The sequence below is a fragment of the Streptomyces sp. NPDC093109 genome (genome assembly GCF_040701725.1).
Taxonomy (GTDB): Bacteria; Actinomycetota; Actinomycetes; order Streptomycetales; family Streptomycetaceae; genus Streptomyces.
Genome location: NZ_JBFBEZ010000023.1, coordinates 115,704 through 141,833, shown reverse-complemented (window position 1 = coordinate 141,833; position 26,130 = coordinate 115,704). Strand labels below are relative to the sequence as shown.

Annotated in this window: 24 protein-coding genes; 10 read left to right on the top strand and 14 right to left on the bottom strand. The window is 72.2% G+C overall.

Going from position 1 to position 26,130, the window contains the following annotated elements:
- Positions 1-1,163: 1,163 nt before the first annotated feature.
- Entirely contained in the window at positions 1,164-1,898 is a 735-nt protein-coding gene (locus tag AB0389_RS22680; RefSeq protein ID WP_366397270.1) for a winged helix-turn-helix domain-containing protein, read from the bottom strand.
- Positions 1,899-2,001: 103 nt separating this feature from the next.
- On the bottom strand, positions 2,002-2,307 hold the full coding sequence (locus AB0389_RS22675) for a cupin domain-containing protein (RefSeq protein ID WP_366397261.1): 306 nt from the start codon (positions 2,305-2,307) through the stop codon (positions 2,002-2,004).
- A 238-nt stretch (positions 2,308-2,545) separates the two neighbouring features.
- On the opposite strand from AB0389_RS22675, the gene AB0389_RS22670 reads away from it, so the two are divergent.
- Positions 2,546-3,016, top strand: a complete 471-nt coding sequence (locus AB0389_RS22670; protein WP_366397260.1) for a helix-turn-helix domain-containing protein — start codon at positions 2,546-2,548, stop codon at positions 3,014-3,016.
- 39 nt (positions 3,017-3,055) lie between these two features.
- Positions 3,056-3,418, top strand: a complete 363-nt coding sequence (locus AB0389_RS22665; RefSeq protein WP_366397259.1) for a DUF4180 domain-containing protein — start codon at positions 3,056-3,058, stop codon at positions 3,416-3,418.
- Positions 3,419-3,454: 36 nt separating this feature from the next.
- On the opposite strand, the gene AB0389_RS22660 is transcribed toward AB0389_RS22665, so the two are convergent.
- Positions 3,455-4,168 (bottom strand): 2-phosphosulfolactate phosphatase, encoded by a 714-nt coding sequence (locus AB0389_RS22660; RefSeq protein WP_366397258.1) that lies wholly within the window; start codon positions 4,166-4,168, stop codon positions 3,455-3,457.
- Positions 4,169-4,425: 257 nt separating this feature from the next.
- Between AB0389_RS22660 and AB0389_RS22655 the strand changes: the two genes are divergently transcribed.
- Together AB0389_RS22655 and AB0389_RS22650 are read left to right on the top strand one after the other, a co-directional pair.
- Positions 4,426-4,764 (top strand): hypothetical protein, encoded by a 339-nt coding sequence (locus AB0389_RS22655; protein WP_366397256.1) that lies wholly within the window; start codon positions 4,426-4,428, stop codon positions 4,762-4,764.
- A 111-nt stretch (positions 4,765-4,875) separates the two neighbouring features.
- Positions 4,876-6,183, top strand: coding sequence for a C40 family peptidase (locus AB0389_RS22650; protein ID WP_366397255.1), 1,308 nt, complete (start codon positions 4,876-4,878; stop codon positions 6,181-6,183).
- A 7-nt stretch (positions 6,184-6,190) separates the two neighbouring features.
- Here AB0389_RS22650 and AB0389_RS22645 read toward each other — a convergent pair whose 3' ends face one another.
- The 5 genes from AB0389_RS22645 to AB0389_RS22625 all read right to left on the bottom strand — a co-directional run bounded on the left by AB0389_RS22645 (position 6,191) and on the right by AB0389_RS22625 (position 12,322).
- Positions 6,191-7,450: a styrene monooxygenase/indole monooxygenase family protein gene (locus AB0389_RS22645; protein ID WP_366397254.1), complete on the bottom strand. Its 1,260-nt coding sequence runs from the start codon at positions 7,448-7,450 to the stop codon at positions 6,191-6,193.
- Between the two features lie 124 nt (positions 7,451-7,574).
- Complete coding sequence (locus tag AB0389_RS22640) at positions 7,575-8,189, bottom strand: ATP/GTP-binding protein (RefSeq protein ID WP_366397253.1); 615 nt, start codon at positions 8,187-8,189, stop codon at positions 7,575-7,577.
- On the bottom strand, positions 8,170-8,598 hold the full coding sequence (locus tag AB0389_RS22635; protein WP_366397252.1) for a DUF742 domain-containing protein: 429 nt from the start codon (positions 8,596-8,598) through the stop codon (positions 8,170-8,172). Before AB0389_RS22635 ends, AB0389_RS22640 begins: the two co-directional genes overlap by 20 nt.
- On the bottom strand, positions 8,595-9,083 hold the full coding sequence (locus tag AB0389_RS22630; protein WP_366397251.1) for a roadblock/LC7 domain-containing protein: 489 nt from the start codon (positions 9,081-9,083) through the stop codon (positions 8,595-8,597). Before AB0389_RS22630 ends, AB0389_RS22635 begins: the two co-directional genes overlap by 4 nt.
- On the bottom strand, positions 9,080-12,322 hold the full coding sequence (locus tag AB0389_RS22625; RefSeq protein ID WP_366397250.1) for a nitrate- and nitrite sensing domain-containing protein: 3,243 nt from the start codon (positions 12,320-12,322) through the stop codon (positions 9,080-9,082). Before AB0389_RS22625 ends, AB0389_RS22630 begins: the two co-directional genes overlap by 4 nt.
- A gap of 515 nt (positions 12,323-12,837) precedes the next feature.
- Between AB0389_RS22625 and AB0389_RS22620 the strand changes: the two genes are divergently transcribed.
- Complete coding sequence (locus AB0389_RS22620; RefSeq protein ID WP_366397249.1) at positions 12,838-13,620, top strand: protein phosphatase 2C domain-containing protein; 783 nt, start codon at positions 12,838-12,840, stop codon at positions 13,618-13,620.
- Positions 13,621-13,741: 121 nt separating this feature from the next.
- Here the strand turns inward: AB0389_RS22620 and AB0389_RS22615 are convergent, their stop codons facing one another.
- The gene (locus tag AB0389_RS22615) at positions 13,742-14,176 is read right to left on the bottom strand and encodes a MarR family transcriptional regulator (protein WP_366397248.1); all 435 of its coding nucleotides are present in this window, start codon (positions 14,174-14,176) and stop codon (positions 13,742-13,744) included.
- A gap of 252 nt (positions 14,177-14,428) precedes the next feature.
- On the opposite strand from AB0389_RS22615, the gene AB0389_RS22610 reads away from it, so the two are divergent.
- Entirely contained in the window at positions 14,429-15,307 is an 879-nt protein-coding gene (locus AB0389_RS22610) for a lysozyme (RefSeq protein ID WP_366397247.1), read from the top strand.
- A 112-nt stretch (positions 15,308-15,419) separates the two neighbouring features.
- Here AB0389_RS22610 and lon read toward each other — a convergent pair whose 3' ends face one another.
- From lon to AB0389_RS22590, 4 genes are all read right to left on the bottom strand, one after another.
- Positions 15,420-17,834, bottom strand: coding sequence for an endopeptidase La (lon, locus tag AB0389_RS22605; RefSeq protein ID WP_366397246.1), 2,415 nt, complete (start codon positions 17,832-17,834; stop codon positions 15,420-15,422).
- Positions 17,835-17,983: 149 nt separating this feature from the next.
- Positions 17,984-18,466, bottom strand: coding sequence for an SRPBCC family protein (locus tag AB0389_RS22600; RefSeq protein ID WP_366397245.1), 483 nt, complete (start codon positions 18,464-18,466; stop codon positions 17,984-17,986).
- Between the two features lie 173 nt (positions 18,467-18,639).
- A complete protein-coding gene (locus AB0389_RS22595) occupies positions 18,640-19,590 on the bottom strand; it encodes an aminoglycoside phosphotransferase family protein (protein ID WP_366397244.1) in 951 nt (316 codons plus the stop codon).
- Positions 19,591-19,684: 94 nt separating this feature from the next.
- Complete coding sequence (locus AB0389_RS22590) at positions 19,685-20,335, bottom strand: GntR family transcriptional regulator (protein WP_366397243.1); 651 nt, start codon at positions 20,333-20,335, stop codon at positions 19,685-19,687.
- A gap of 224 nt (positions 20,336-20,559) precedes the next feature.
- Between AB0389_RS22590 and AB0389_RS22585 the strand changes: the two genes are divergently transcribed.
- Positions 20,560-22,182, top strand: a complete 1,623-nt coding sequence (locus tag AB0389_RS22585; protein WP_366397242.1) for an L-lactate permease — start codon at positions 20,560-20,562, stop codon at positions 22,180-22,182.
- Positions 22,183-22,262: 80 nt separating this feature from the next.
- Positions 22,263-23,393 (top strand): glycerate kinase, encoded by a 1,131-nt coding sequence (locus AB0389_RS22580; RefSeq protein WP_366397241.1) that lies wholly within the window; start codon positions 22,263-22,265, stop codon positions 23,391-23,393.
- Here AB0389_RS22580 and AB0389_RS22575 read toward each other — a convergent pair.
- Positions 23,353-24,144 (bottom strand): rhomboid-like protein, encoded by a 792-nt coding sequence (locus AB0389_RS22575; protein WP_366397240.1) that lies wholly within the window; start codon positions 24,142-24,144, stop codon positions 23,353-23,355. The two genes, AB0389_RS22580 and AB0389_RS22575, sit on opposite strands and share 41 nt — an antisense overlap.
- A 281-nt stretch (positions 24,145-24,425) precedes the next feature.
- Here AB0389_RS22575 and AB0389_RS22570 point away from each other — a divergent pair, with 281 nt between their 5' ends.
- Together AB0389_RS22570 and AB0389_RS22565 are read left to right on the top strand one after the other, a co-directional pair.
- A complete protein-coding gene (locus AB0389_RS22570) occupies positions 24,426-25,157 on the top strand; it encodes a spermidine synthase (RefSeq protein WP_366397239.1) in 732 nt (243 codons plus the stop codon).
- A 104-nt stretch (positions 25,158-25,261) separates the two neighbouring features.
- Positions 25,262-25,999 (top strand): response regulator transcription factor, encoded by a 738-nt coding sequence (locus tag AB0389_RS22565; RefSeq protein WP_366397238.1) that lies wholly within the window; start codon positions 25,262-25,264, stop codon positions 25,997-25,999.
- Positions 26,000-26,130 lie beyond the last annotated feature (131 nt).

Here is a 26,130-nt window from a genome sequence, read left to right as displayed (position 1 = left end):
CTCCGTCGCGTCGGCTGCGCCGATTCCGCTGCGCTCCACCCCTGACACCCAACCCTCCAGCGCAAGTGCAGCTTTTCGGGAGGGGCGGCCGGGGGGGGAAGGGGGGCCCAAGAGGTCCGCCTGTCCTGCCACTCGACTCAGGGTCCGGCGGGCCGGTGGGCCCTGCGGGGCTGCGCAGCAGTTGTACGGGGCGGCCCGACACCGGCTCGGCGGCCGACCGTCCGCCGCTTGCTGAGACTCATGCCCCGCTGGGCACCGTTGCGTTGTGGTGCCCGGAAGGTGGGCGGCGCCCGCTGTCCGGTCGGGGTCCTCGGGCCGGTCCGGGGGTCTCCCGGCGGTGTCCGGGAGCGGGGAGTGCGACGGTAGAGCCGCTTTTGGGCACGTCAGACGGCTACAGCGTCACAGCCCTCGGGATCAAGCACCCCACCCCCACCAACATGCCCCATATACCCCACTATGACGGGGCGTTGGGGCTCACCCGCCAGGGGTCATGTGTCCTGGAGTGCACAAGCCGCACTCCAGGACACATTCACAGCCCCGGGCGCCCCGACGGTGGACGGGAGAGGAGAGCGCCAGCACCGTCGCTTCGTGGCGGACGGCCCGGCGCTCAGATACCTCCCATGCGCCCGTAACACCGGGAATCGGCCGGACAGGTCCCCTCAGATGCGGGTTACGCACTCCAGGACACAAGAACTCCCTCCGGGAGCCCACTCGTCGCCACACGAGTCCCAGCAGCCCCTACTCCCACTCCACGGTGACCAGCGGGCATGAGTCTCAGCAAACAGCGGACCGCCGGCCGCCGAGCCTGTGCCGAGTCCCCCCACTCCTCTGCCGCGTGGCCCCGCAGGGTCCACCGGGCCGCCGGCCCCTGAGCCGAGTGGCAGAACAGGCGGACCTCATGGGCCCCCCTCACCCCCCGGCCGCCCCTCCCGATAAGCCGCACTTGCGGCTCCGGGACAGGTGTCAAGGGTGACCGAAGGTCATCGCGCAGCGACGCGACGCAGGAGCGCCCTTTACACCTGTCACGGAGACGCGACACTCACAGCAGGAGGGGCGGCCCCACGTCCACGACCTCCGCCACCGACCTACCCCACTCAGCGCCGCCCTGACCCGCACCCGACAACCCACGGCGACCAGCGACCAGCGGGCCCCGGGCTGCGCGCCTACGCGACGAAGTGGTTGGGCTCTCCCGCTTGATCAGCCAGTGGCACGCCCAAGTGGTCGTGCCACGCGCGGTGGCCGGTGGCGGTGATGGCTAGCGCGCGGGTCGTGCCGATCCGGGTGACCCATCCGGCGGTGAGCGCGTGGCCGCACAGGGCGGCGCCCACGGCGCCGGCCAGGTGGGGGCGGCGCTCGGTCCAGTCCAGGCACGCACGTACCAGCGGCCGGCGTGAGTTGCTCGGTACGGTGATGCCGACCTCGGCCAGCCAGGCCGCGCCCGCGCCGGTCAGCCTCGGGTCGGGCCCCAGCTCCAGCAGCCCGCGCCCGACCATCGCGTCGGTGATCGCCAGCGCAACGGCTCCGGCCAGGTGGTCGTAGCACAGCCGCGCGCGGGCGAGCGCCTGTTGGCGGCCGGAGGCCGACAGCGATCGCGGTGGGGCGACCCGCTGCGGGGCCAGCGCGGCGAGGCTCTCGATCAGCTCGATCACGCGGCGGTCGGCCACCCGCACGTAACGGTGGCGGCCCTGCCGCTCCTCGGCGAGGATTCCCCCGCCGACGAGCATGTTCAGGTGCGATGTGGCGGTGGAGGGCGCGACCCCGGCGTGACGCGCAAGCTCGCTCGCCGTCCACGCCCGGCCGTCGAGCAGCGCCAAGCAGAAGGCGGCCCGGGTCCCGTCGGCCAGCAGCCCGGCCACGGCCGCCAGGTCCACGCCCACGTCCTGACCTGCGCGTTCCATGTCCATACCCCGATTGTCGCCGACTTCGGTTCGACCAAAGCCCCCGCTGCTCCGACAGCGGTTCGCTTTACACCCCCTGCACCTCCCGCACCTCCCGCACCCCCTACTCCTCCGGCAGTTCCACGATCACCAGCGTGCCCCTGCTTCCCGCACGTACCGCATGCGTGGCTCCCGCCGGCACCATGAACAGGCTGCCCGCCCGTACCGACACCGGCGCACCGTCCACCTCCAGCTCCAGTCGGCCATCCAGGACCAACAGAGCCTCGGGGGCCCGATGACGCTCTTCCCCGACCGGTAGTTCGTCCATGCGCAGCACCTTCACGCAGGTAGCCCCCACCGTGCCCAGCACACGCGAGCTCCACGCCTCCGGCAGACCGGCCGCCGTCTCCACAAGGTCGATCGCGCTCATGGCACACCCCTCCTACGGACCCGGTCGGTCATGCCGAAACGGCCCGCGCGTAAGAACAATGGATGCCCCGAAACCTATCTGACCTGCGGAAACAAGTGGTCGACCGTTTGGCAAAACCCGCCGACCAGCCACTCCCTCCCCCATCACCCCCCATCCCCCCCGTCGCTCCCCATTGCTCCCTTAAATTACCCTCAAGTCTTCAACTGAGGTAGTTTAGGGATATCAAGGTGCTCGTCCGGTGGACGCACCACTCAGGACGCACGGGACGGGTCGACTCATGGCGCGGCAGCTCTATTACTCGGTGGATCAGGTGGCGGAGCTGCTCGGGCTGCACGTCAGGACCGTGCGGACCTATATCCGGGACGGACGGCTGCGGGCGACCCGGGTCGGGCGGCAGTACCGGATCACCCATGAGGATCTTGAGGCGTTCACCGGCATCGCCGCGCCGCCGACCGCCGCTCCCACGCGCCATGCCGAGGTGTCCGCCATCGTGCAGGTCGACGCGGTCGACACCGACGCGGCTATCCGGCTGACCAATACGGTCATGGCCACCATCCACGGGCAGCGGCAGCAGGACGGCGGCCGGCTGCGGGTGGAGACCGTCTACGACGAGGAGCGGGCGGCCCTCAAGATCATCATCCTGGGCGGTCTGGATGTCACCGCCGACCTGCTGAAAGTCATCGACACGCTCATCGAGGACCGGGAGTAGAACCTCACGTCCTCACTACGGAAGGTGCGTAGCCCTCCCATGCCCGACACTCTTCAGTACCTCGCGGACACACCCGTGCTGGTCTGCGCGCCGGACGGCGCACCGCTGCGCGACGAGTACGGCGCGACCGATCTGATCGGCGAGGGGTACGGACTCGGCGCGGCCTGGGTCGCGATACCCGAGAGCCGGCTGGCCGACGACTTCTTCCGCCTTCGGACGCGCGTCGCCGGGGACATCGTCCAGAAGTTCGCCAACTACCGGCTGGGGCTGGCCGTTGTCGGGGACATCACCCGGCACACCGACGTCAGTCCGGCGCTCCAGGACTTCGTCCGCGAGAGCAACCGGGGTACCCAGCTGTGGTTCCTGCCCGACCTCGACGCCCTGCGTACCCGGCTCGGCTGATACGGGCCTGACGTGCCCCCGGACGGCCCGGAGCGCTCAGGCGTCCGGGTCGTCGTCGGTCGGCGCAGGGATCGCGCGTGGACGCAGGACCATCAGCGAGTCCTCCAGGGCAGCCACCATGGCGAAGGGGAACCGGTCGACCTCAAGGCAGAGTGCGACGTCATCGGGATGGACTCCCTGACGCACCCCCTCGGTCAGTTCGCCGGCGGCGCGCGACTCGGCGGCGCGGCGGACGAAATCGGCGGCGTTCGTCCCGGTCTCCTCGGTGACCAGCCGGTCGATGTACTGAGCACAGGCCAGATCCTCATCGGCCTGACCGTCCTCGCCGGTGACCACGTACGTGACGCTGCCACTGCCACCGTCGCGCGCCCGCAAGACCGCCGCCGTCGCCTCCGCCACCGCGAAGCTCGCGCACAGCACCAACGGCGCGTCCTTGACCGCGAGCGCGCCGACCGTCCCCGCCGTCGTCTTCTGCACCACCGTCCGTCCGCCCAGGTCAAGCGAGCGCAGCAGACCCGGCGAGTTGACGGCGTCGAACCCGGGCGCGGGCGGACCGTCCTTGAGCGCCACCCAGTCCGGATGGCGCGCCTTGAGCGCCAGCGCCTCGTCCAGCGACCCGGCGAGAACGATCTTCTCCGCACCCCGGCCAAAGGCCCAGGCAGCCACCGTAAAAGCGCGCATGACGTCGACCACGACCGCCACGGACGGGACTTCGGCGAGATCAGCGATACCAAGGAATCGAGCATCCATTCCGGCATGATCGCGCACGCCCCACCCCAGCCAACCCAGCGGGGTCACCGGCCGCTCCGCCCGGAGCGGCCGGAGCGGCCACGCACCGTGAACGCATCGGAGCGTTGAACGTGGGGCCGCCCCTCCCCCACAACCCGCGCCACCCACCCACACCACTCAGCGTTGCCCTGACCCGCACCTGACACCGGCGACAACCCCACAGCGACCTGCGGGGCACATCAGCGGAACCGAGATGTCCCTGGGGGAGACTGGAGCACGTGCGAAGCGAAGAGACACTTTTTGTCGGGGGGCCGCTCGACGGTCGCGTGCTGCCTGTGCTGACCGGGGCCACCGGGCAGCCTCCCAAGTGGTACGAGGTGCCCGTGCCGGACGCCGGGGGCGGGCCGCCGACCGTGTTCGCGTACCAGCGGGTGCCCGCCGGGGTCAGTAAGCGGCTCGGGATTCCGCGCGGCTGGCGGTACGAGTACGTACCCGAGGGGCGCGTACGGGAGCCGCTGAGGTGGCCGTGGTCGAAGTCGGCGCCGAAGCCCGAGTCGGAGCCGAAGCCCGAGCCGAAGCCCGAGCCGGAGTCGGAGCCTCGTCGCTCGGAGGAGTGATGCCGTTGCGCCACTTCGCCTATTAGTGCGTTATTCAGACGGGCGGGCGCTCCTCCTCGCCGCATCATCCCGTAGGGCTGGACTCACCGGTCCGCAAACGGAGGTGATGGCATGTCAGGCAGAGCGCTGCGAGCCGTCTGCACCAGGGCGGTGGTACTGGCCACCGTGACCGTCCTGGCATACGGCGTGCCGCTCGCCCCGTACGCCACCGCGGAGCCCATCCCTCTGCCCGGGGAAGCCCTGCCCGGGGAGGCCGCCTCCGCAGAGGCACCTGAGAGCGCGCCCGACAGCCCGCCCGACAGTGCTCCCGACGCCGCGCCCACCAGCGTCTCCGCCCTCCTCGGCCGCCTCCAGCGCCTCTACCAGGACACCGAGGAAGCCACCGAGACGTACAACGCCACCGCCGTCGCCCTGGACCGGCAGCGCGCCGAGACCAAGAAGCTCACCGCCGACCTCGACCGGGCGCGGGCCGCGCTCGCCCTCAGCCGGGGGGACGCCGGGGAGCTGGCGCGGGCGCAGTACCGGGGGCAGTCGGAACTCTCCGGCTATCTGCGGCTGTTGCTCGCCCGCGACCCGCTGAGCGCCATCGACGAGAGCTATCTGCTGGAGCGCGCCGCGCGTGACCGGGCCGCCGCGATGACCCGGCTGGCGAGCGGCGAGAAGCGGGCCGCCGCCCTGGCGGAGGCCGCCCGTACGGCGCTCGACCAGCAGCAGGCCCTCGCCACGCGGCAGAAGAGGCAGCGGGACATGGTCACCTCCCGGCTCCGGGAGGTCGAGAAGCTGCTGGCCTCCCTCAGCGGCGCGCAGCTCGCGGCGGTGACCGCGCTGGAGCTGGACGTGACGGACAAGGCCCAGCGCGAGCTGATCGGTTCCGGTGCCCTGGGGGCCGCGGGAGCGCCGGGCGCGCCCGGATCCCCCGCCACAGGCACCGGCACCGGCAGCACCACCGGCACCACCAGCGCGAGAACCCCCTCCGCCGCCGGCGCCGCCGCCCTCGCCTACGCCGTCGACCAGATCGGCAAGCCCTACGAGTGGGGCGCCGAGGGGCCCGACTCGTTCGACTGCTCCGGGCTCACCTCGCGCGCGTGGGCGCGCGCCGGGCGCGAGGTCCCCCGTACCAGCCAGGAGCAGTGGAGCGAACTCCCCCGGGTCTCGCTGCGCGAGCTGCGCCCCGGTGATCTGGTGGTCTACTTCCCGAAGGCCACCCATGTCGCGATCTACCTCGGCGACGGCATGGTCATCCAGGCGCCGCGCCCCGGCGCCCTCGTCAAGGTGTCGCCCATCGCGGCGAATCCGCTGCTCGGTGCCGTACGGCCGGATCCGGCGGACGCCGCCCAGGACCCGGCCTCGTACACGCCGCCCACGCTGCCCGAGGGAGCCATGGACGGCTCCGACACCGGTTACGGCAAGGAGAGTTGAGCCGTCGTCAGTTGTCCGATACCGACGACGACGCCGACGCCTCCACCTCCGCCAGGTACGCCGCCATCTTCTGCTCGTCGAAGAAGTAGTGCCCCAGGTCCGACGGATCGTCGAACGCGTTCACGAACCGGTCCGCGATCCCCTGGTGCTGGATCCCCGCCGCGAGCATGTCGACGACGTGCTGCTTCGGCGGGACGAGCATCGCCTCGGTCCACCGCACGCCGTGCTGCGCCGTGTGCCAGTAGCGGTCGAACGCCGACTGCATCCACGCCCCGTCGAACTCCTGGTCGCCGTGCTCGACGATCGAGGCGAGATACGACGCGGCGCACTTGGCCGCCCCGTTGGAACCCTGGCCGGTGATCGGGTCGTTGGCGACGACGACATCCGCGACGCCCAGGACCAGGCCGCCGCCCGGCAGCTCCCCGATCGGCTTGCGTACGGTCGGCGCGAAGCGGCCCGCCAGCGTGCCGTTGGCGTCCGTCAGCTCGGCCTTGGTGGCGCGCGCGTACTCCCACGGCGTGTGGCGCTCCATCAGCTCCAGCGTGAGCGACAGGTGCAGCGCGGGGTCCTTGACGTCCCCGAAGACGTCGAACGGGCCGCCCGGTACGCCCGCCAGGAAGACGATGTCCGCGCGCCCCGACGTGGTGAGCGTCGGCATCACGAACAGCTCGCCGATGCCCGGCAGGATGTTGCAGTAGAGCGGGTCGAGGTCCGGGTGCTCCGCGCGCCGTTCGAGACCGTGGACGTAGCTCACGGAGAGGGCCCGCTGCGGGGCGTCGAACTTCGAGCGGGCGGCGTCGCGGCCGAACATCGAGACCAGCTCGCCCTTGCCCGCCGCGACCATCACCAGGTCGTACGTACGGGCGAAGTAGTCGAGGTCCGAGACAGCCGCGCCGTGGATGACCACCTGACCGCCGCGCTGCGCGAACGTCTCCATCCAGCCGGCCATCTTGACGCGCTGGTCGACGGACTGGGCGTAGCCGTCCGGGCGGCCCATCCAGTCGATGGCCCGGGTCGCGTCGGGTCCACCGACCGAGACGCCGATGCCCTCGATGGGGGCCGTCTGGGACTCCCAGAAGTTCAGCCGGAGGTCCCGCTCGATCTGTAGCGCGCTCGCGAACATGACCTGGGTGGACATGACCCGCCCGGTCCGGATCTCGTCCGCCGTCCGGCTGGACATCAGGGTGACCTCGTACCCCCGTGACTGGAGGCCGAGCGCGAGCTGGAGGCCGGACTGACCGGCTCCGACGATAAGTATCTTCCGCATGGCGGGTTTCTCCGTTGCGTATGCGTCACTGGTACGGCCTGCGTCACTGGTGCAGCCTGCGTCACTGGTACGGCCCGCGTCACTGGTACGGCCCGAGCCTGCGCGCCCGGGCCCGGGCCGACGGCTACTCCGGAGAGGCGTCGAGCGCGTGCCGCACCAGCGCGAGCAGCGACTCGACGGCCGTGTTCCGTTTACGTGCGTCCATGATCAGTACAGGCACGGTGGGCGGAATCGTCAAGGCGTCGCGCACATCGTCCGGTTGGAAGGTGGGCGTGCCGTCGAAGTGGTTGACCGCGACAACGTACGGCAGTCCGCAGCTCTCGAAGTAGTCGAGCGCCGGGAAGCAGTCGGGCAGCCGTCGGGTATCGGCCAGTACGACGGCGCCGATCGCACCGCGCACCAGGTCGTCCCACATGAACCAGAAGCGCTGCTGGCCGGGCGTGCCGAAGATGTACAGCACGAGGTCGTCGTCGAGCGTGATCCGGCCATAGTCCATCGCCACGGTCGTGGTGGTCTTCCGGGGCGTCGCACTGAGATCGTCGGTCTCCGTGCTGGCCTCGGTCATCATGGCCTCGGTCTGGAGCGGCTCGATCTCGGAGACCGCCCCGACGAAGGTCGTCTTGCCGACGCCGAACCCGCCCGCGACCACGATCTTCGTGGCGATCGGGGCGCGGGTACGGTTCAGCTGCCACGCCTTGAGCTCTTCCTCGGTGGCGACGTCAGAGACGGCGGAGTCCACTCAGCACCCTTTCCAGCAGCGCGTTGTCGGGCTTCCCGGTGCGCTGACCGGTCCCGTACACACGGATCTTTCCCTGGTCGGCGAGGTCGCTGAGCAGCACTCTGACCACCCCCAGCGGCATCTTCAGCAGCGCGGAGATCTCGGCGACGGTGCGCATGCGCCGGCACAGCTCGACGATGGCGAGCATCTCGGGCATCACCCGGGATCCTGCGCCGCCGTCCGTCAGCTCTCTGCGTTCGTCTCCCGCTTCGAGGGCGGCGACGAACGTCTCGACCAGCAGAACGTGGCCGAAACGGGTCCGTCCGCCGGTGAGCGAGTACGGGCGCACCCGGGCGGGCCGCCGGTCTCCGCCTCGTACGGGCAGCGGAATCGGCGGCAGCGGAATCGACGGCTCCGCGCCGGGCGTCATCGTGCGGCCTCCATGGACGTGCGCAACTCGTCGCGCAGTTCGGGCGTGAGCATGTGCCCGGCCCGGCCGACGAAGAGCGCCATGTGGTAGGCGACGACGCTCATGTCGCAGTCCGCCGTGGCGTGCACTCCGAGGAGCGATCCGTCGCTGATCGACATGACGAAGACGCTGCCGTCGTCCATGGCGACCATGGTCTGTTTGACGCCGCCGCCGTCCATCAGCTTGGCCGCGCCCAGGGCGAGGCTGCCGATTCCCGAGACGATGGTCGCGAGGTCGGCGCTGGAGCCGCGCGGGCCGTCTCTGCGGGTCTCGTTGACGGTGGTCGCCTCGGCGTGCTGCCCCGGGTCCGAGGAGAGCAGCAGGAGTCCGTCGGACGAGACGACGGCGACCGCGTGTACCCCTGGCACCTCCTCGACAAGGTTGGTCAACAGCCAGTGCAGGTTGCGGGCTTCGCTACTCAGTCCGAATGTGCCGGTCGCAGTCAACTGCGTGCCTCCTCGACTGTCTCCCCCGTTACATCGATGTCTAGCCCCGGCCGGTCCCGCGGCGCTGTGCGCCCCGGAACGCCGGTTTCCCGCTGATGCTGATGGCGGTTCTGGTTCTGCGTCTGGTCGCGCTGGTCGGGCTCATCCGGTCCGGCCCCTTCGTTGCTGTCGTCGCGTTCGGTCAGCTCCGCCTCGACATCGCGCCGGCCGTCCAGCGCTCCCTGGTGGAAGCCGCCGAGGCGGCGGCGCAGGGCCTCCGCGTCGACGCTGCCGGTACGGCCGGTGGGTGCCTCGGAGGACTTGACAACCTTGGGGGTGCGCTTGGGCAGGCCCTTGTCGGTGATGCGTTCCGCGGGCCCGTCGGCGGCGCCGTACGCGGGGGCCGGGGCGGGGGCGGCGGCGTGTTCGGTCCGCTCGGGGGCTACGGGGCGCTCAGGCAGCCGCTCGGTCCGCTCGGGGGCCGCCGGGGCCTCTGCGACCTCTGTGACCTCTGTGGCCGCAGGGTCCTCCAGGGGCTCGGGCAGCCGCATGACGAACGTGTCCTGGTCGCGGGCGCGCGTGTGCTCGGCCGCCGCCTTGGCCGCGGCTTCCGCTTCCTCTTCCGCCTTGGCCGCCGCCTCTGCCTTCGCCTTGGCCTTTGCCTTCGCTTCAGCGTCCGCCCTGGCTTCGGCCTCAGCCTCAGCCTCGGCCGCCGCCGCGTCCTCCGCCTCGGCCTTCCGTATCGCGGCCTCCGCGGCGGCCACCATCGGGTCCGTCTGCGAACGCCTCGGCAGCGCACGGGATGCGACCTCCGCGGCCACCTCCGCCTGCGCGTCGGCCGAAGCCACGGCGGGAGCGGTCGCCGGAGCGGGCGCCGGAGCAGGAGCCGCGGCGGGCGCCGCCTGCGCCTGCGCCACCTGCGCCTGCGCCACCTGCGCCTGCGCAGCCTTCACGGCCCCCGCCGCCCGCGCCGGCTTCCGCCGGGGCGTGGTGGCCGTCGGCGGCGCGGGGAGCAGCGCGCGCGGCAGTACGACGACGGCTGCCACCCCGCCTTGCTCGTGCTCGCGCAGCTCGATCTCGACGCCGTGGCGCGCGGCGAGCAGCGCCGCGACCCGCAGTCCGAGCCCCTCGCCCTCCACCGAGCCCGCGCCGCTGCCGTACGCGGCGCGCGTCGGCTCCTCGCGGTCCTCGGGGCTCTCCGGCTCGGCGAGCCGCTCGTTGAGGTGGGCGAGCCGCTCGGCGGACATGCCGATGCCCTGGTCCTGTACGGAGAGCATCACCTCGCCGCTCTCCAGCAGCCAGCCGGAGAGCTGCACCTGAGCCTCCGGCGGCGAGAACGACGTGGCGTTCTCCAGCAGTTCGGCGAGAAGGTGGCTGAGGTCGTCGGCGGCGAAACCGGCCACCTGCGTGTGCGTCGGCAGCGAGTGGATGGTGACGCGCTCGTACCGTTCGATCTCGCTGACCGCCGCGCGCGCGACATCCACCAGCGGTACGGGTCCCGTCGAGCCGTGGCCGTGTTCGTGGCCCGCGAGGACCAGCAGGTTCTCGCTGTGCCGGCGCATGACGGTGGCCATGTGGTCGAGCTTGAAGAGGGTCGCGAGCTGCTCGGGGTCCTGCTCGCGGTCCTCCAGGCCCTCGATGACGCCGAGCTGGCGCTCCACGAGGCCGAGGTTGCGCAGCGAGAGGTTGACGAAGGTGTGGTGGACGGTGTGGCGCAGCCGCTGGAGCTGGGCGGCGAGTTCGGCGGTGCGCTCCTGGAGTTCGGCGCGCCGGTCGGCGGCCTCCTCGCGCGCGCCGATCAGGTCCGTACGGTCGCCGGTCAGCTCCTGGGTGCGGGAGGAGAGGTCGAGCAGCTTGCCGTGCAGGCTGTTGATGGACCGTACGACCTGGGCGAACTCGTCGTTGCGGCCGGTGAAGCGGATCGGCTCCTCGGTCGCGGGCGCGGCGGAGACCCGGGCGGCGCCGATCCGGACGACCGCGAGGGGCCTGGTGAGGGTGCGGGCGACGGCGGTGGAGATGCCGATGGCGACCAGCATGCAGCCGCCGAGCAGCGCGAGGGAGATCTCCAGGGCGGTGACGTCGTCGTCGCGGAGTGCGGCGATCCGCTCGACCTGGGCGGAGCCGAGACCGGAGGCGACACCGCGCATCTGGTCGATCCGGGCGGAGAGCGCGGATTCGACCTTCTCCGGATCGGCCTCGCGGTCGGAGTCGGAGAGTTCGGGCCGGTCGGTGAGCCGGGCCAGATACGACTCGGCGGTCTTGACGTCGGGGCCGGTGACGGTGTCGGTGAGGGAGGCGCGGGCGGTGGCGCCGGCGGTCTGGTCGAAGTCGGCGAGGGCGGCGAGTTCGCGGACGCGGGACTTCTGGGCCTCGGCGCTGAGTTCGTCGCGCAGCCGGTCGTACTTCTTGCTGTCCGCGTCGGCGCTCGGCTCCACGAGGAGGCCCGTGATCGGGTCGTACTCGGGGGTGGGGTCGGTGGGTGACGGCACGGCGAGCGCGGCGAGCAGCAGGCCCCGGGTGGCGGACGCCTGGTCGGCGGCGCGGCCGAGGGCGGCGGGGGCGCGGGTGGCGTCGGCGCCGTCGGCGGGGGCCTTCGCGGCCAGCTCGTCGGCGAGGGCCTGGAGCTTGTCGATGACCTCGGAGTACGCGCGGTACGCCTCCAGCGCGGAGCCCTTGCCGGTGAGGGCCGTACGGCGGAGGGAGGGGACGGTGCCGAGATCACGCAGCAGGCCGGCCGGGGCTGACCCGGCGGCGCGTATCTCGTTGATCTGGCGGTCGACGCGGGCGCTGCGGGTCTTGGTGATCTGGCGCTTGCCCTTGTCGCCGGAGGATCCGCTCCCGGTCGGCTGCTCCTCGCGGCCCGCCGCGATGTAGACGACGACCTCGTCGCGTTCGTCCGCGAGGGAGTGGGAGAGCGTGATGGCCTGCTGGTCGAGTTCGGCCAGGGTGACCAGGTTCTGGGCGTCGTTGAGGTCGGCGGAGGCGCGCAGGACGGCGGGTGCGCCGGCCGCGCCGACGGTCACGCCGACCAGGGCGACGCCGAGGACGAGCCGGTTGCGTACGCGGGCGCGGCGGCCCTTGCCGGCCTGGGGCGCGGCGGGCGCGGCAGGGGAGAGGGGGCCGGGCGCCGCGGGACCCGGCGCTACGGGATGCGCTGCGGGACCGGGCGTTACGGGAGTTGGCGTTACGGGACCGGGCGCTATGGGACCGGTGGGCGCGGCGGGTCCGGCCGTACCGCCGGTTCCGGGGTTCGTGCTCATGGCGTCGCCGGGGTCACCCGCGGATCCGCCTCGTGTGCCGCCACTGCCCCGAGGCCGCTTCTTCTGCACCGGTGCTCACATTCTTGACTCGTCCGCCCATGAAGCAGAGGTGACGACCGGTCACTGCGCGAGCCCCCACCCCTGGTACGGCGTTCGACCATTCCAGCGCTTTTCGGAAGGGAGACGCGCCTCGGCCGCTCCGCCACCTGAACGAGTGAACATCACGATGGAGTTGGCGAACAACTCTTCCCGCCGCTTCATCCGGCCGAACATCGCGTGCCGGGTGGACCTTCGGGGCGGGCTTTGGCAAGATGCCCGCCCGCAGCTTCCGGGGAGCGTCCGTCTCCTCCCGCCGCCAGGACCGTTCCGTCCACTTCCGGCCGCAGTAGGCCGTATTCCGGCCGGATGACGGCGGTCGGCCCTCTCCATCCCGTCTGTTCGGGCCGCTCACACGGGATGGAGAGGGTGTGAAGGAGCCATGCGGGTGGCCCGGGAAGTAGCGCAGACTGGGGCACATGCGCATCGAACTCACCACCTCCCCCGGCACCCCCGGGCACCCCAATGAGGACTGGACCGCGGTGGCCGCTCCGGCGGGGGGCGAGGGGGGCGTACTGGTCGTCCTGGACGGGGTGACGCCACCGGCGGGTGACGACGGTTGTGTGCACGGTGTGCCCTGGTTCACGGCGCGGCTGGGCGGCGCCCTGGCCGAACTGTCCTGTTCACGACGGGACATGACGCTGACCGGTGTGCTGGCGGCGGCGATCACCCGGACGGCGGACGCCCATCGGGACACCTGTGACCTTTCTCACCCACGTACCCCTCAGGCCACGGTCGTTCTGGCGCGCTGGAGCGAGGACGAGGTCGAGCATCTGGTGCTCTCGGACTCCACGCTGCTGCTGGAGTCACCGGACGGAACGGTACGGGCGGTGCTGGACGACCGGCTCGACCGCGTCCCGCCCGAGGTCCGGCGCTCACTCGCGGCGACGGACGCGCTGCGCAACGCGGAGGGCGGTTTCTTCACGGCGGCGGCGGACCCGGCGGTCGCGGAGCGCGCGGTGACGGGCCGGTCGCCGGCCGCCGGGGTGCGCGCGCTGCTGGCCATGACGGACGGCGCGACGCGCTGGGTGGAGATGTTCCGGGAGGGGAGCTGGGCGGACTGTCTGGCGCTGGTCAGGAAGGACGGCGCGCGGGAGCTGGTCGACCGGGTACGGGCGGTGGAGTCGGCGGATCCGGAGGGCACGGGGTTCCGCCGGTGGAAGCGGAGTGACGACGCGACGGTGACGTACGTGGAGCTGTGAGCGGGCGGGGGCACGCCGGCGGGCACGGAACCGCCGCGCCCCTGACGCCCCCGACCGCGCCGGCCCCCGTAAGCTGCCCGGCCGCGCCTCGGCTCCCTCAGCTGCCTCGGCTCCCGCCCCCTCAGCTCCCGCTCGCTCGCAGGTTGAAGTGCCCCAGCAGCCGCGCCAGTTCGGCGACCTCGGCGCGGTCCCAGTCGGCCAGCCGCTGTACGTACAGCTCGCGGCGCGCGTCCCGGACCCGCCGGAAGCGGGCCCGGCCCTCGTCGGTGATGCGGACGAGCCAGGCGCGGCCGTCGGCGGGGTCCGGCTCCCTGCTCAGCAGCCCCAGCTGCTCCAGCGCGCGCAGCTGACGGCTCATGGTCGCCTTGCCGACACCGAAGTATCCGGCCAGTTCGGTGGCCCGCTGGGGCCCGCACTCCTCCAGCCGTACGAGGAGTCCGTAGGCCGCCGGTTCGAGTTCGGGATGGACCTCGCGCGCCATCTCGCCGGAGGTCGCGCGGGCGCGCCGCAGAAAGACCGACAGTTCCTTTTCCAGCGCCAGGAATTCGTGGTCCATACCAGTCCGCTCGACAGAGTCGGCAGAGTCGGGATGATTAGTCGTACCGCTCCCGTGCACGTCAGCACCCATCGCGCGCTTTCCGCTCCTGAAAGTTTCTTTCGGCCACGACCCATTGCCGCAGCTCGTCAAGTATTTCGCAGGTTTATACCAACGGCGGCAGCGTGGCACCCTTCCCCCGTCCTGGTCTACGTGCGTAGCGTCGGGCGAGGCAGAGCCTTTCACCCCCCACGAAACCCCGGAGGCACTCCCATGCCCGCGCTCAGATCCGGAACGACCCGCTGCCCCGCACCCGTCCGCCGCCCACGTCTCGCGGCGGTCGGCTCCCTCCTCGCCGCCCTCGCACTCTCCCTCACCGCCCCGGGTGCGGCGAGCGCGGCCGGCGCCGACACCGACACCGCCGCAGTCCCGCCGCCCGTCCCGCCCGTACGGGGCTCGGCCACCATGGGCATGGGCGTCGTCGCCCACGACGGCCGGGGCGGACCGCCCCGCTCCCCCCGCGCCGAGCAGACGGAGGGCGTGGACGTCTCCAGCCACCAGGGCAACGTCGACTGGCCGGCCCTGTGGAACAGCGGAGTGAAGTGGTCGTACAACAAGGCCACGGAGGGCACGTACTACAAGAACCCCTACTTCGGGCAGCAGTACAACGGCTCCTTCGAGGTCGGCCTGATCCGTGGCGCCTACCACTTCGCCACGCCCGACACCACCAGCGGCGCCACCCAGGCCGGCTACTTCGTCAACAACGGCGGCGGCTGGTCACGGGACGGCCGGACCCTGCCGGGCGCGCTGGACATCGAGTGGAACCCGTACGGCGACTCCTGCTACGGCAAGACCCCGGCCCAGATGGTCGCCTGGATCACCGACTTCACCACCACGTACCGGGCGCTCACCGGGCGGGACGCCGTGATCTACACGGCCACCAGCTGGTGGAAGACCTGCACCGGCAACAGCTCGGCGTTCGGCGCGACCAACCCGCTGTGGATCGCCCGCTACAACACGACGCCCGGCGAACTGCCCGCGGGCTGGGGCTACCAGACCATGTGGCAGTACACCTCGACGGGCCCGATCGTCGGCGACCACAGCAAGTTCAACGGGTCGCTCGACCGCGTGGTGGCGCTGGCCACCGGCTGACGGCCCTCCCCCGTACGCAGTGCGGTCCCGACCGGAACGGAGGGCCGGTCGGGACCGCACTGTCCATCTGATCCCTGATCGCCGATCCCTGATCGCCGATCCCTGATCGCGATCAGGCAGCCGCCGCCCTGACCGGCACGTCCGCCGGGGACAGGGCGATCTCCAGCACCTGGCGGACGTCCGTCACCGGGTGCACCTCCAGCTTCTCCAGGATCTCGGCGGGGACGTCGTCGAGGTCCGCTTCGTTGCGCTTGGGGATCACGACGGTCGTGATGCCCGCGCGGTGGGCGGCCAGCAGCTTCTGCTTGAGGCCACCGATGGGCAGCACCCGGCCGGTGAGGGAGACCTCGCCGGTCATGGCCACGTCCGTACGGACCTGCCGGCCGCTCAGCAGGGAGGCCAGCGCCGTGGTCATGGTGATGCCGGCGCTCGGGCCGTCCTTCGGGACCGCGCCCGCCGGGAAGTGGATGTGCACGCCCCGGTCCTTGAGGTCCGCGACCGGGAGCTCCAGTTCGGCGCCGCGCGAGCGCAGGAACGAGAGCGCGATCTGCGCCGACTCCTTCATGACGTCACCGAGCTGCCCGGTCAGGGTGAGCCCGGAGCCGCCGGTCTCCGGGTCGGCGAGCGACGCCTCGACGTAGAGGACGTCACCGCCCGCCCCGGTCACCGCGAGGCCCGTGGCCACACCCGGGACCGCCGTACGGCGCTCGGCCGGGTCCTGCGCGGACTCGGGTACGTGGTGGGGCCGGCCGATGAGGGCGCGCAGGTGCTCGGCGCCGAGGGCGAAGGGCAGCTCGCGGTCGCCCAGTTCGTGTTCGGCCGCGACCTTGCGCAGCAGCCGGGCGAGGGCCCGCTCCAGGTTCCGTACGCCCGCCTCGCGGGTGTACTCGCCGGCGAGCCGGCGCAGCGCTCCGTCCTCCAGCGTGACTTCGCCGGGCTCCAGGCCCGCGCGCTCCAGCTGCCGGGGCAGCAGGTGGTCACGGGCGATGACGACCTTCTCGTCCTCGGTGTAGCCGTCGAGCCTGACCAGCTCCATCCGGTCGAGGAGCGCCTCGGGGATGGCTTCCAGCACGTTGGCGGTGGCGAGGAAGACGACGTCGGACAGGTCGAGTTCGACCTCCAGGTAGTGGTCGCGGAAGGTGTGGTTCTGCGCGGGGTCGAGGACTTCGAGCAGGGCGGCGGCCGGGTCGCCGCGGAAGTCGGAGCCGACCTTGTCGATCTCGTCGAGCAGGACGACCGGGTTCATCGAGCCGGCCTCCTTGATGGCGCGCACGATCCGGCCGGGCAGCGCGCCGACGTACGTACGCCGGTGGCCGCGGATCTCGGCCTCGTCGCGTACGCCGCCGAGCGCGACCCGGACGAACTTCCGCCCCATGGCGTGCGCGACGGACTCCCCGAGGGAGGTCTTTCCGACGCCGGGCGGCCCTACCAGGGCCAGTACGGCGCCGCCGCGCCTGCCGCCGACCACGCCAAGGCCGCGGTCCGCGCGCCGCTTGCGCACGGCGAGGTACTCGGTGATGCGCTCCTTGACGTCGTCGAGGCCCGCGTGCTCGGCGTCGAGGACGGAGCGGGCGCCCCTGATGTCGTAACGGTCGTCGGTCCGCTCGTTCCACGGGAGTTCGAGGACGGTGTCCAGCCAGGTGCGGATCCAGGAGCCCTCGGGGCTCTGGTCGGAGGAGCGCTCCAGCTTGTCGACCTCCTTGAGTGCGGCCTCGCGGACCTTCTCGGGGAGGTCGGCGGCCTCGACGCGGGTCCGGTAGTCGTCGGACTCGTCCTCGTCGCCCTCGCCGTTGATCTCGCGCAGCTCCTTGCGTACGGCGTCGAGCTGGCGCCTGAGCAGGAACTCGCGCTGCTGCTTGTCGACGCCCTCCTGGACGTCCTTGGCGATCGACTCGGCGATGTCCTGCTCGGCGAGGTGCTCGCGCAGCTGCTCGGTGGCGAGCTTGAGGCGGGCCACCGGGTCGGCGGTCTCCAGCAGCTGGACCTTCTGGGCGGTGGAGAGGAACGGTGAGTAGCCGGAGTTGTCGGCGAGCGCGGAGACGTCGTCGATCTGCTGCACCCGGTCGACGACCTGCCAGGCGCCGCGCCTCTTGAGCCAGTCCGTGGCGAGCGCCTTGTACTCCTTGACCAGCTCGGTCACGGAGCCGGGCAGCGGGTCGGGCGTGATCTCCTCCACGCCGGTCCCCTCCACCCAGAGGGCCGCGCCGGGCCCGCTCGTACCGGCCCCGATCCTGACCCGGCGCCGCCCGCGGATGAGCGCGCCGGGGTCCCCGTCGGAGAGTCGGCCGACCTGCTCGACGGTGCCGAGCACGCCGGTGGCGGCGTAGGTCCCGTCGATGCGCGGCACAAGCAGCACCTCGGGCTTGCCCGCCCCGCCGCCCCCGTCCCGGGCAGCGGCCTGCGCGGCCTCCACCGCGGCGCGGACCTCGGCATCGGACAGATCGAGCGGCACCACCATGCCGGGCAGGACGACCTCGTCGTCGAGCGGCAGGACGGGAAGCGTGAGCGATGTGGGCGTGACGGCCATGATCTCCCCTTCGGGCAAGCATCGGGCAAGCAAGCGGTCGGCATCAAGCAAGTTGAGCTATACCGACTCAATGCAAGTGAGTCCCCGATTGTTCCCCCGGCCGTGTTCGCTGTGAGCGATCGCCCGCACTCGTCCTGGCGCGCTCGGGCCTACGAACGCCCCCGGCCGGCCACCCGCCGGTCCAGCGTCGTCACCGCGTTGCGGAACGCCAGCCCCATCCCCGGCCGGGCCGACCGCAGAAGCAGCCGGAACGGCGCGGCGCCGTCGGCGGCCACCGTCCACTGCACGCGCGTGCCCGTACCCGCCGGAGCGAGGCGCCACTCCTCGACCATGGCGCGGATGCCCGGAACGTTGATCGCGTCAACGCGGTAGGCGTACACCTCGGCCTCCTTCGCCGTGAGGATGGTCTCCTCGGCGCGGACGCCGCCCCGCAGGCGGATCTCGCGGCGGGCGCCGTCGTCGATCGGGCGGGCGGACGTGACCGCCGAGAACCACGTGGTCCAGCCCGGCACGTCCTCGGCGAGTTCGTGGAACACCGCGCTCGGAGCCGCGGAGATCTCCCGTGCGAAGGCGAACCGCACGGGAGCCGTGTGTACGAAGTCGAGCCCTTCCGGGCGTAGTTGTCCGGCCATGGTGCCAACCCCCTTGGTGGAAACCTTGGAAACCGTGAAACCGTGGAACCGTGGAAACCAGTGGCCCGAGAGGCAGTGCGACGGGCCGCGCCACACCCTAGTCCCGCGACCGGCATCAGGGGACGCCCCCGTCATACATCTCGGCCCGTATCCGCCGCCGGCTCGTCCCGCGGCTACCGAACGCCGCCAGGCGTGTCCATCAGGGCGGTGACGTACGCGTCGAGCCGCTCTTCGACGGCGCGTGCCGTCAGGTCCGTCCTCCCCGCCTGCCGCCACGGCCCCACCACCGGCTCCGCGATCGACGCGAACGACAGCGCGTCCAGCAGCCGCCAGTACAGCCGCTCGTCCGGAGCCGCGGCCAGTACGCCGCCGGCCTCCTCGTACGCCTCGGCGAAGCGGAAGCCCCAGGCCGGGCCGTGGAGCAGCGCGAGGTTGGTGGAGCAGTGCGCCACGTCCAGGTCCGCCGGGCCCCAGGAGGTCTCCACCCAGTCGACGATTCCGGTGATCCGGGGGCCGTCGAACAGCACGTTGCCGGGGTGGAAGTCCCGGTGCAGGAACCGTCCCTCGTACGGCGGCGGAGGCCGGCGGATCACCTCGCGCGCGGCGGCCCACACCGCCGCGTCGGCGCCTTCGGGAGGGACGAGGGCGTCGGCGGAGGCCCACGCCTCGTACGTCCGGGGCCGTTCGGCGGGGCGCAGCGCGTGGATGGCCACGAGCTGACGGGCCAGCAGGGGGACGCGCGCCTCCACTCCCTCGCGGTCGTAGGCCGTCCGGCCCGGCAGATGTGTCATGAGCAGCGACGGATATTCGCAGTGCGCGGCCGTCGGATCGACCGCGACCGGTCCCGGAGCCGGCACACCGGTGCCCGCGAGGAGGGCGAGGATGCCGGACTCGCGGTTCAGCAGGTCCTCGCCCTGCTCCACGAAGGTCGGTGCGACGAAGGTCCGCAGCACGAGGTCGCGGGTGGATCCGTCCCGCCGGCGGACGGTCAGCCTGCGCATTTCGGCGGTGATGCCGCCGTGCAGCGCCTCGGTGGTGACGATGCGTTCGCCGGTGTCCAGTTGCCGGCCCACCCAGGCGAGGGTCAACGGCCGTACGGTCCCGTCCTCTTCGCGGTCGCTCATCGGGCCAGCCCATCACCGGGACGGCGGCCCGCGCAACGCGATATGCGCCGAGCCCGCGCGCTCGGCGGTGCTCAGCCCTGGTCAGCCCGTGTGCTCAGCCCATGTGGTCGCGGAGCTGGTCCCTCGCACGGGTGAGGTGGAAGGCGAGAGCCGCGTCGGCCGCCTCGGGGTCGCCGGCCGCGATGGCGGTCAGGATCGCCTGGTGTTCGTCGGCGATCTCGGCGATGCGGAGCAGTTTGTACGTCTGCACCTGGGCCATGCACAGCCGCATCTCGCCCATGATCGAGGCGTGCGCCCTGCTCAGCCGGGTGGAGCCCAACGCCTCGACGAGCGACTCGTGGAAGCGGACGTCGGGCTCGACCGCGGCGATGGAGGAGTCCTCGCTCGCGGCCAGCTCGCGGATCTCCGCCTGGGCGGCCGTGGCGGCGGCGGGGAGCAGTTCGAGCCGGGCCAGCTCGCGCATGACCTGGCGTTCCAGGCAGGTACGGGCGAAGTAGAGGTCGGCGACGTCCGCGCTGTCGAAGACCGGAACGCGGGCGCTCTTGTGCGCGCCCCGGCGCAGGAGGCCCTCCGCGGTCAGGCGCTCGATGGCCGCCTTGGCGGTGGGCCTGGCCACCTCGTACTCCCCGGCGACCTCGGTCTCGGTGAGCGCCGTGCCGCCGGTGATCCGGCCGTCGAGGATCCGTTCGCGAAGCTCGCCGACCAGCGCGTCGATCAACGATGTGGCCCGTGGGCGACCCGCCATCACGCTCCCCCGCTCCATGAGTCACCACGCACAAGCGCGTATCTGCCTCGCAAAATTACCATACGGGAACCCTTGACTGCCGTGAGTACTTGTCTTACAAGTTAACGAGCCGTTTCCGTTTCTCCTTCGTTCCGGCTCGCTCCGGTTCGTTCCGGGCTCGTTCCGGGCTCGTTCCGGCTCCCCTTTCTGGTCCCCGCGGCAACGTCGCCGCCTCAGGAGGTCCCATGTACCGCCAGGTTCTCGATCCGCTGGCCGGGTCGCTGTACTGGTCCGCGCTCTGCGCCGCCCTTCCCCTGCTGACCATGTTCGTGCTGCTCGGTGTCTTCCGGGTCAGGGCACAGATCGCCGCCGTCTCCTCGCTGGCGCTCGCGCTGGCCCTGGCCGTACTCGTCTGGGGCATGCCCGTCTCGCAGGCGCTGTCCGGTGCGGCCGAGGGCGGCTTCTACGGGCTGTTCCCGGTTCTGTGGATCCTGGTGAACGCGCTGTGGATCTACCGGCTGACCGAGATCACGGGCTGGTTCGCGGTGCTGCGGCGCTCGTTCCGCAGCGTCTCCACCGACCAGCGGGTGCAGGGCATCCTGATCGCCTTCTGCTTCGGCGCGCTGATCGAGGCGCTGGCGGGCTTCGGCGCCCCGGTCGCCATCACGGCGGTCATGCTGGTCGCGGTTGGCATCGCCCCCCTCAAGGCGGCGACCGTGGCGCTGGTCGCCAACACCGCGCCGGTCGCGTTCGGGAGCATGGCCGTACCGCTGACCACCCTGGCCGGGGTCACCGGCCTGCCGCTCGACGACCTCGGCGCGATGGCCGGCCGGCAGACCCCGCTGATCGCCGCCTTCATCCCGCTCGTCCTGGTGTTCCTGCTCGACGGCCGCCGGGGCGTCAAGGAGTCCTGGCCGGTCGCCGTGGTGGCCGGACTGGCCTTCGCGCTCGCCCAGTTCGTCTCCGCGAACTACATCAGCGTCGAGGTCACGGACATCATCGCGGGCGTCGTCGCCCTGGTCGCGGTGCTCGGCTTCCTGCGCATCTGGCAGCCGGCCGGGGCGGGGGACGCCGGGGCGGGCTGCCAGGACAGCGCACAGGAAGAGGCCGTTCCCGAGGAGCGGGCCGAGGGCAGCGCGCTGATGGCCTTCGCGCCGTACCTGATCATCGTCGCCCTGTTCGCCGTCAGCCAGCTCGGTCCGGTCAAGGAGTGGCTGGGCGTACACGGACTCGTCCAGTTCAGCTGGCCGGGACTGAACGTCGAGACCACCGCCGGGCAGCCGGCCGCCGCCATGACGTTCAAGCTGGAGCACCTGAAGGCCGCGGGCACCATCCTGTTCCTCGCGGGCCTGCTCACCATGGCGCTCTACCGTGTCGGCCCCGGCCGCGCGGTCAAGGCGTACGGCGCGACCGCGCACCAGCTGCGCTGGACCTTCGTCACGGTGACGTCGGTGCTCGCGCTGGCCTGGGTCATGAACCTCTCCGGCCAGACCGTCACCCTGGGCACCGCGCTGGCCCAGACGGGCTCGGCGTTCGCCCTGTTCTCTCCGGTCGTGGGGTGGCTGGGGGTCGCCGTGACCGGCTCCGACACCTCGGCCAACTCGCTGTTCGGTGTGCTCCAGGTGACCGCCGCGCACCAGACCGGTCTTGACCCGGTGCTCCTCGCCTCCGCCAACTCCACCGGCGGGGTCCTCGGCAAGATGCTCTCCCCGCAGAACCTGGCCGTCGCCGCCGCGTCGATCGGCATGGCCGGCAGCGAGAGCGTCATCTTCCGCAAGGTCCTCGGCTGGAGCCTGGGCATGCTGGCCGTCTTCGCCGTGCTCATCTACCTCCAGTCCACGCCGGTCCTGAGCTGGATGACCGTCTGACCGCACGACCGGCAACCCCCTTCACCCGTCGCTCCGTCGCTCCCTCCCTCCGTCTCTCACCCGTCTCGAAAGGAACTCCCATGCGCGTCGTCTGCGCCCCGGACAAACTGCGTGGCTCCCTGGACGCCGCTCAGGCCGCCGCCGCCCTCGCCGCCGGGGTCCGCGCGGCCGGCGGTACCCCCGTCGAGCATCCGCTCGCCGATGGCGGGGAGGGTTCACGTCTCACGGTGCAGAGCGCGCGTGGCGGCACGACCACGGAGGTCGCGACCGTGGACGCGCTCGGCCGCCCCGTCCGGGCCGCCTTCGGCCGCCTCGACGACGGCACCGCGCTCGTCGAGGCCGCCGAGGCCATCGGCTGGGGCGGGCTGACCGCCGCCGGCCACGATCTGCCGGCCGCCTCCAGCGCCGGGCTGGCCGCCCCGCTCCTCGGCGCGGTCGCGGCGGGCGCCCGCCGGGTCGTCGTCTTCCTCGGCGGAACCGCCACCATGGACGGCGGTACGGGGCTGCTCGCGGCCCTCGGCGCGGACCTCCGCGACGCGGACGGGAACCGGCTGCGCGGCAGCGCCGCCGATCTCCTCCGTACCGTCTCGATCGACCTCGCCCCGGCGCGCGAACGCCTCGCCGGGGTGGAGCTCGTCGTCGCCGCCGATGTGATCAGCCCGCTGTACGGACCGGACGGCGCCGCCCATGTCTTCGGTCCGCAGAAGGGCGCGGGACCCGAGCTGGTCGCTCTCCTGGACGACGGGCTGCGGCGGCTCGCGCCCCTGCTCGGCATCGCCCCTGACGCGACCGGCGGCGGCGCGGCGGGCGGCCTCGGCGCGGCGCTGCTCGCGCTCGGCGCCGGACTGCTGCCCGGCGCCGAACTGATCCGCGGCCTCACCCACTTCGACCGGCTGCTCGCCACGGCCGATCTCTGCCTCACCGCCGAGGGGAAGGTGGACGCCTCCACCGACGCGGGCAAGACCGTCAGCGCGGTCGTCGACGCCTGTACGGGGGCGGGCGTGCCGTGCGTCGTGCTCGGCGGGACGATCACCCCGGACGCGGACCGGCTCTACGGGCGCGGCGCCACCGCCGTACTGCCCATCGGCAGCGAACCGCGCGACCTCGACGCGGCGCTGCTGCACGCCGCCGACGACCTCACGCGTACGGCTCTCGCCGTGTGCCGCCTCGTCAGGGCCGGGAGCACCGCCCTGCACACGTCACGGACCTGACCCGCCGCGACCGCAGCGCGGGCCAGCAGGCGACGCCGATGAGGAGCGCCAGCACATGGCCCCAGTCGGTGATCGGGTCGGCGAACTCCAGCAGGTCCTGGAGCAGCGCCGCCCCGATCGCCGTCAGCAGGATCCAGCGCGCCAGTGGCGGCAGCAGCCCGGCCAGCGCGCCGGCGCTCGCCATGATCCCGAAGCTGATGCCGTAGTCCAGCCGGTGCAGCGAGGTCTCCGGCAGATGGCCGACCGCCACGGCCAGCCCGACGGGGATCTCGGTCAGCAGCGTCGCCAGCACATGGCCGAGCAGGAAGATCCCGGCGGTCCGCAGGCCGCCGACCCGCCGCTCCAGCGCCGTCAGCACGAGCACGAACCCGATCGTGTACGGGGAGAGCAGCCCGCCCGCGACCCACAGCGCGCTGGCGACCAGCACCAGCGCGGGGGTACGGGCGAGATGGGCCACGTCCGTACTCGACTCGCGCAGGAGGACGGAGACGGTGGCGGGCTCCGCGTGCTCGGCGAGAAGCGCGGTCCCGAGCAGCACGAGGCCGTACCAGAAGGTGAAGGGGGTACGGCGGGGGCCGGGAAGCAGCCGGCCGAACAGGGCGGCGCTCCGCGCGAGTGACCGGGACTTCCCCGAAGCGGGCGCGCGGGCCGTGCGGACATCCGGCGGCCGGTGCTGCCCGGGAACCCCGTCCAGCCGGTCGGCGCCGGCCGTCCCCGCCGCGTCGGACCCGCGCGTGTCCAGCCGGTTCATGGCGTACGGCTCCTCTCCCCGGGGCGGTCGGCCCCGTAAGGGCTTCCCCCTACGGGACCACCCACCTAACGCGACCCCCGATCACCGCGTCTATGACCCACCGCACATCCGTCAACCTTCACAGCATTCGCCGCGTCTTCCACAGCCGGCCCACGGGAAGGCGCGCCCCCACGGCAAGGGAGGCCCCGCGCACGGGACATGAGGGAAAACCGGATTGTTTCCGTCCGCGCAGGGCCACCAGGATGGCGGTGACCGCAGCCGCCGACCCGAGAGGCCCCGGTATGACGACCACCCCCACGACCGCCCCCACGACCGCCCGCGCATCCGCCCCCGCGTCCGCCCCCGCGTTCCCGCCCGTCACCCTGGACCGCCGCGACGGACCGTACGGTGAGGTCGTGCTGCGCCGGCGCGGTGAGCGGTTGGAGATCATCGCCAACGGGTGCTTCCTGATGGACACCTCGGACGGGCGCTCCGAGCGGCTGCTGATCGACGCGGCGCGGGACGCGCTGCCGGCCGGGCGGGAGGCGCCGGCCGTGCTCGTCGGCGGGCTGGGGGTCGGTTTCTCGCTCGCGCATGCCGCCGCCGACGAGCGCTGGGGCCGGATCGTGGTCGTGGAGCGCGAGGAGGCGGTCATCGACTGGCACAGGACCGGGCCGCTCGGGGCGGTCTCGCGTGCGGCGCTGGCGGATCCGCGCACTGTGATCCTGCACACCGATCTCGTGGAGTACGTACGGACGACCACGGACCGTTACGACGCACTCTGTCTGGATATCGACAATGGGCCGGAATGGACCGTCACCGAGGACAACGAAAACCTCTACTCGCCGGCCGGACTGGCCGCGTGCCGGGCGCGGTTGAAAACCGGCGGTGTGCTGGCGGTATGGTCGGCGAACCCCTCCCCGGCGTTCGGTGAGGCACTACGGAATGCCGGGTTCACAGGGGTACGGGCGGAAGAGATCCGAGTTGCCCGGGGCGTACCCGACGTGGTCCATCTCGCCGTTCGCACTGCGTAGCCGGGAGGCTCCCGGGGCATCTACGCTGCTCCCGACATGGATCCGCGTCCCCACGGCGCGGATCGCGGGAACACGGATCGCGGAACGCGTACCAGGGGCGGGCGATGGAGCAGACACAGACCAGCCACAGCGGAGTCGCCGCGACGCCCGGCGCGCAGCGCCGGATCCTCGTCGTCGAGGACGAGACGACGATCGTCGACGCCATCGCCGCACGGCTGCGGGCCGAGGGGTTCCTCGTACAGACGGCGGGTGACGGGCCTGCGGCCGTCGACGCGGCCGAGGCGTGGCAGCCGGACCTGATGGTCCTGGATGTGATGCTGCCGGGCTTCGACGGTCTGGAGGTCTGCCGCCGGGTGCAGGCGCGGCGCCCGGTGCCCGTGCTGATGCTGACGGCGCGGGACGACGAGACCGACATGCTGGTCGGGCTCGGGGTCGGCGCCGACGACTACATGACCAAGCCGTTCTCGATGCGGGAGCTGGCGGCCCGGGTGCATGTCCTGCTGCGCCGGGTGGAGCGGGCGGCGCTCGCCGCGGTGACCCCGCGCAGCGGCATCCTCCGCCTGGGCGAACTGGAGATCGACCACGCGCAGCGCCGGGTGCGGGTGCGCGGGGAGGACGTCCATCTGACGCCCACCGAGTTCGATCTGCTGGTCTGCCTGGCGAACACCCCGCGCGCGGTGCTCTCCCGCGAGCAGCTGCTCGCCGAGGTGTGGGACTGGGCGGACGCCTCGGGCACCCGTACGGTCGACAGCCACATCAAGGCGCTGCGCCGGAAGATCGGCGCGGAGCGGATCCGTACCGTGCACGGGGTGGGCTACGCGCTGGAGACCCCGGCTCCATGACCGAGCGGTCCGCGCCGCCCCCGTCCCCGTCCCCGTCCCCGTCCTCGTCCCCGTCCTCGTCCCCGTCCCCGCACCCACCCACGTCCCTGCGCAGGCCCGGCCCCCCGGAGCGCCGCTGGGACGACCGCGCC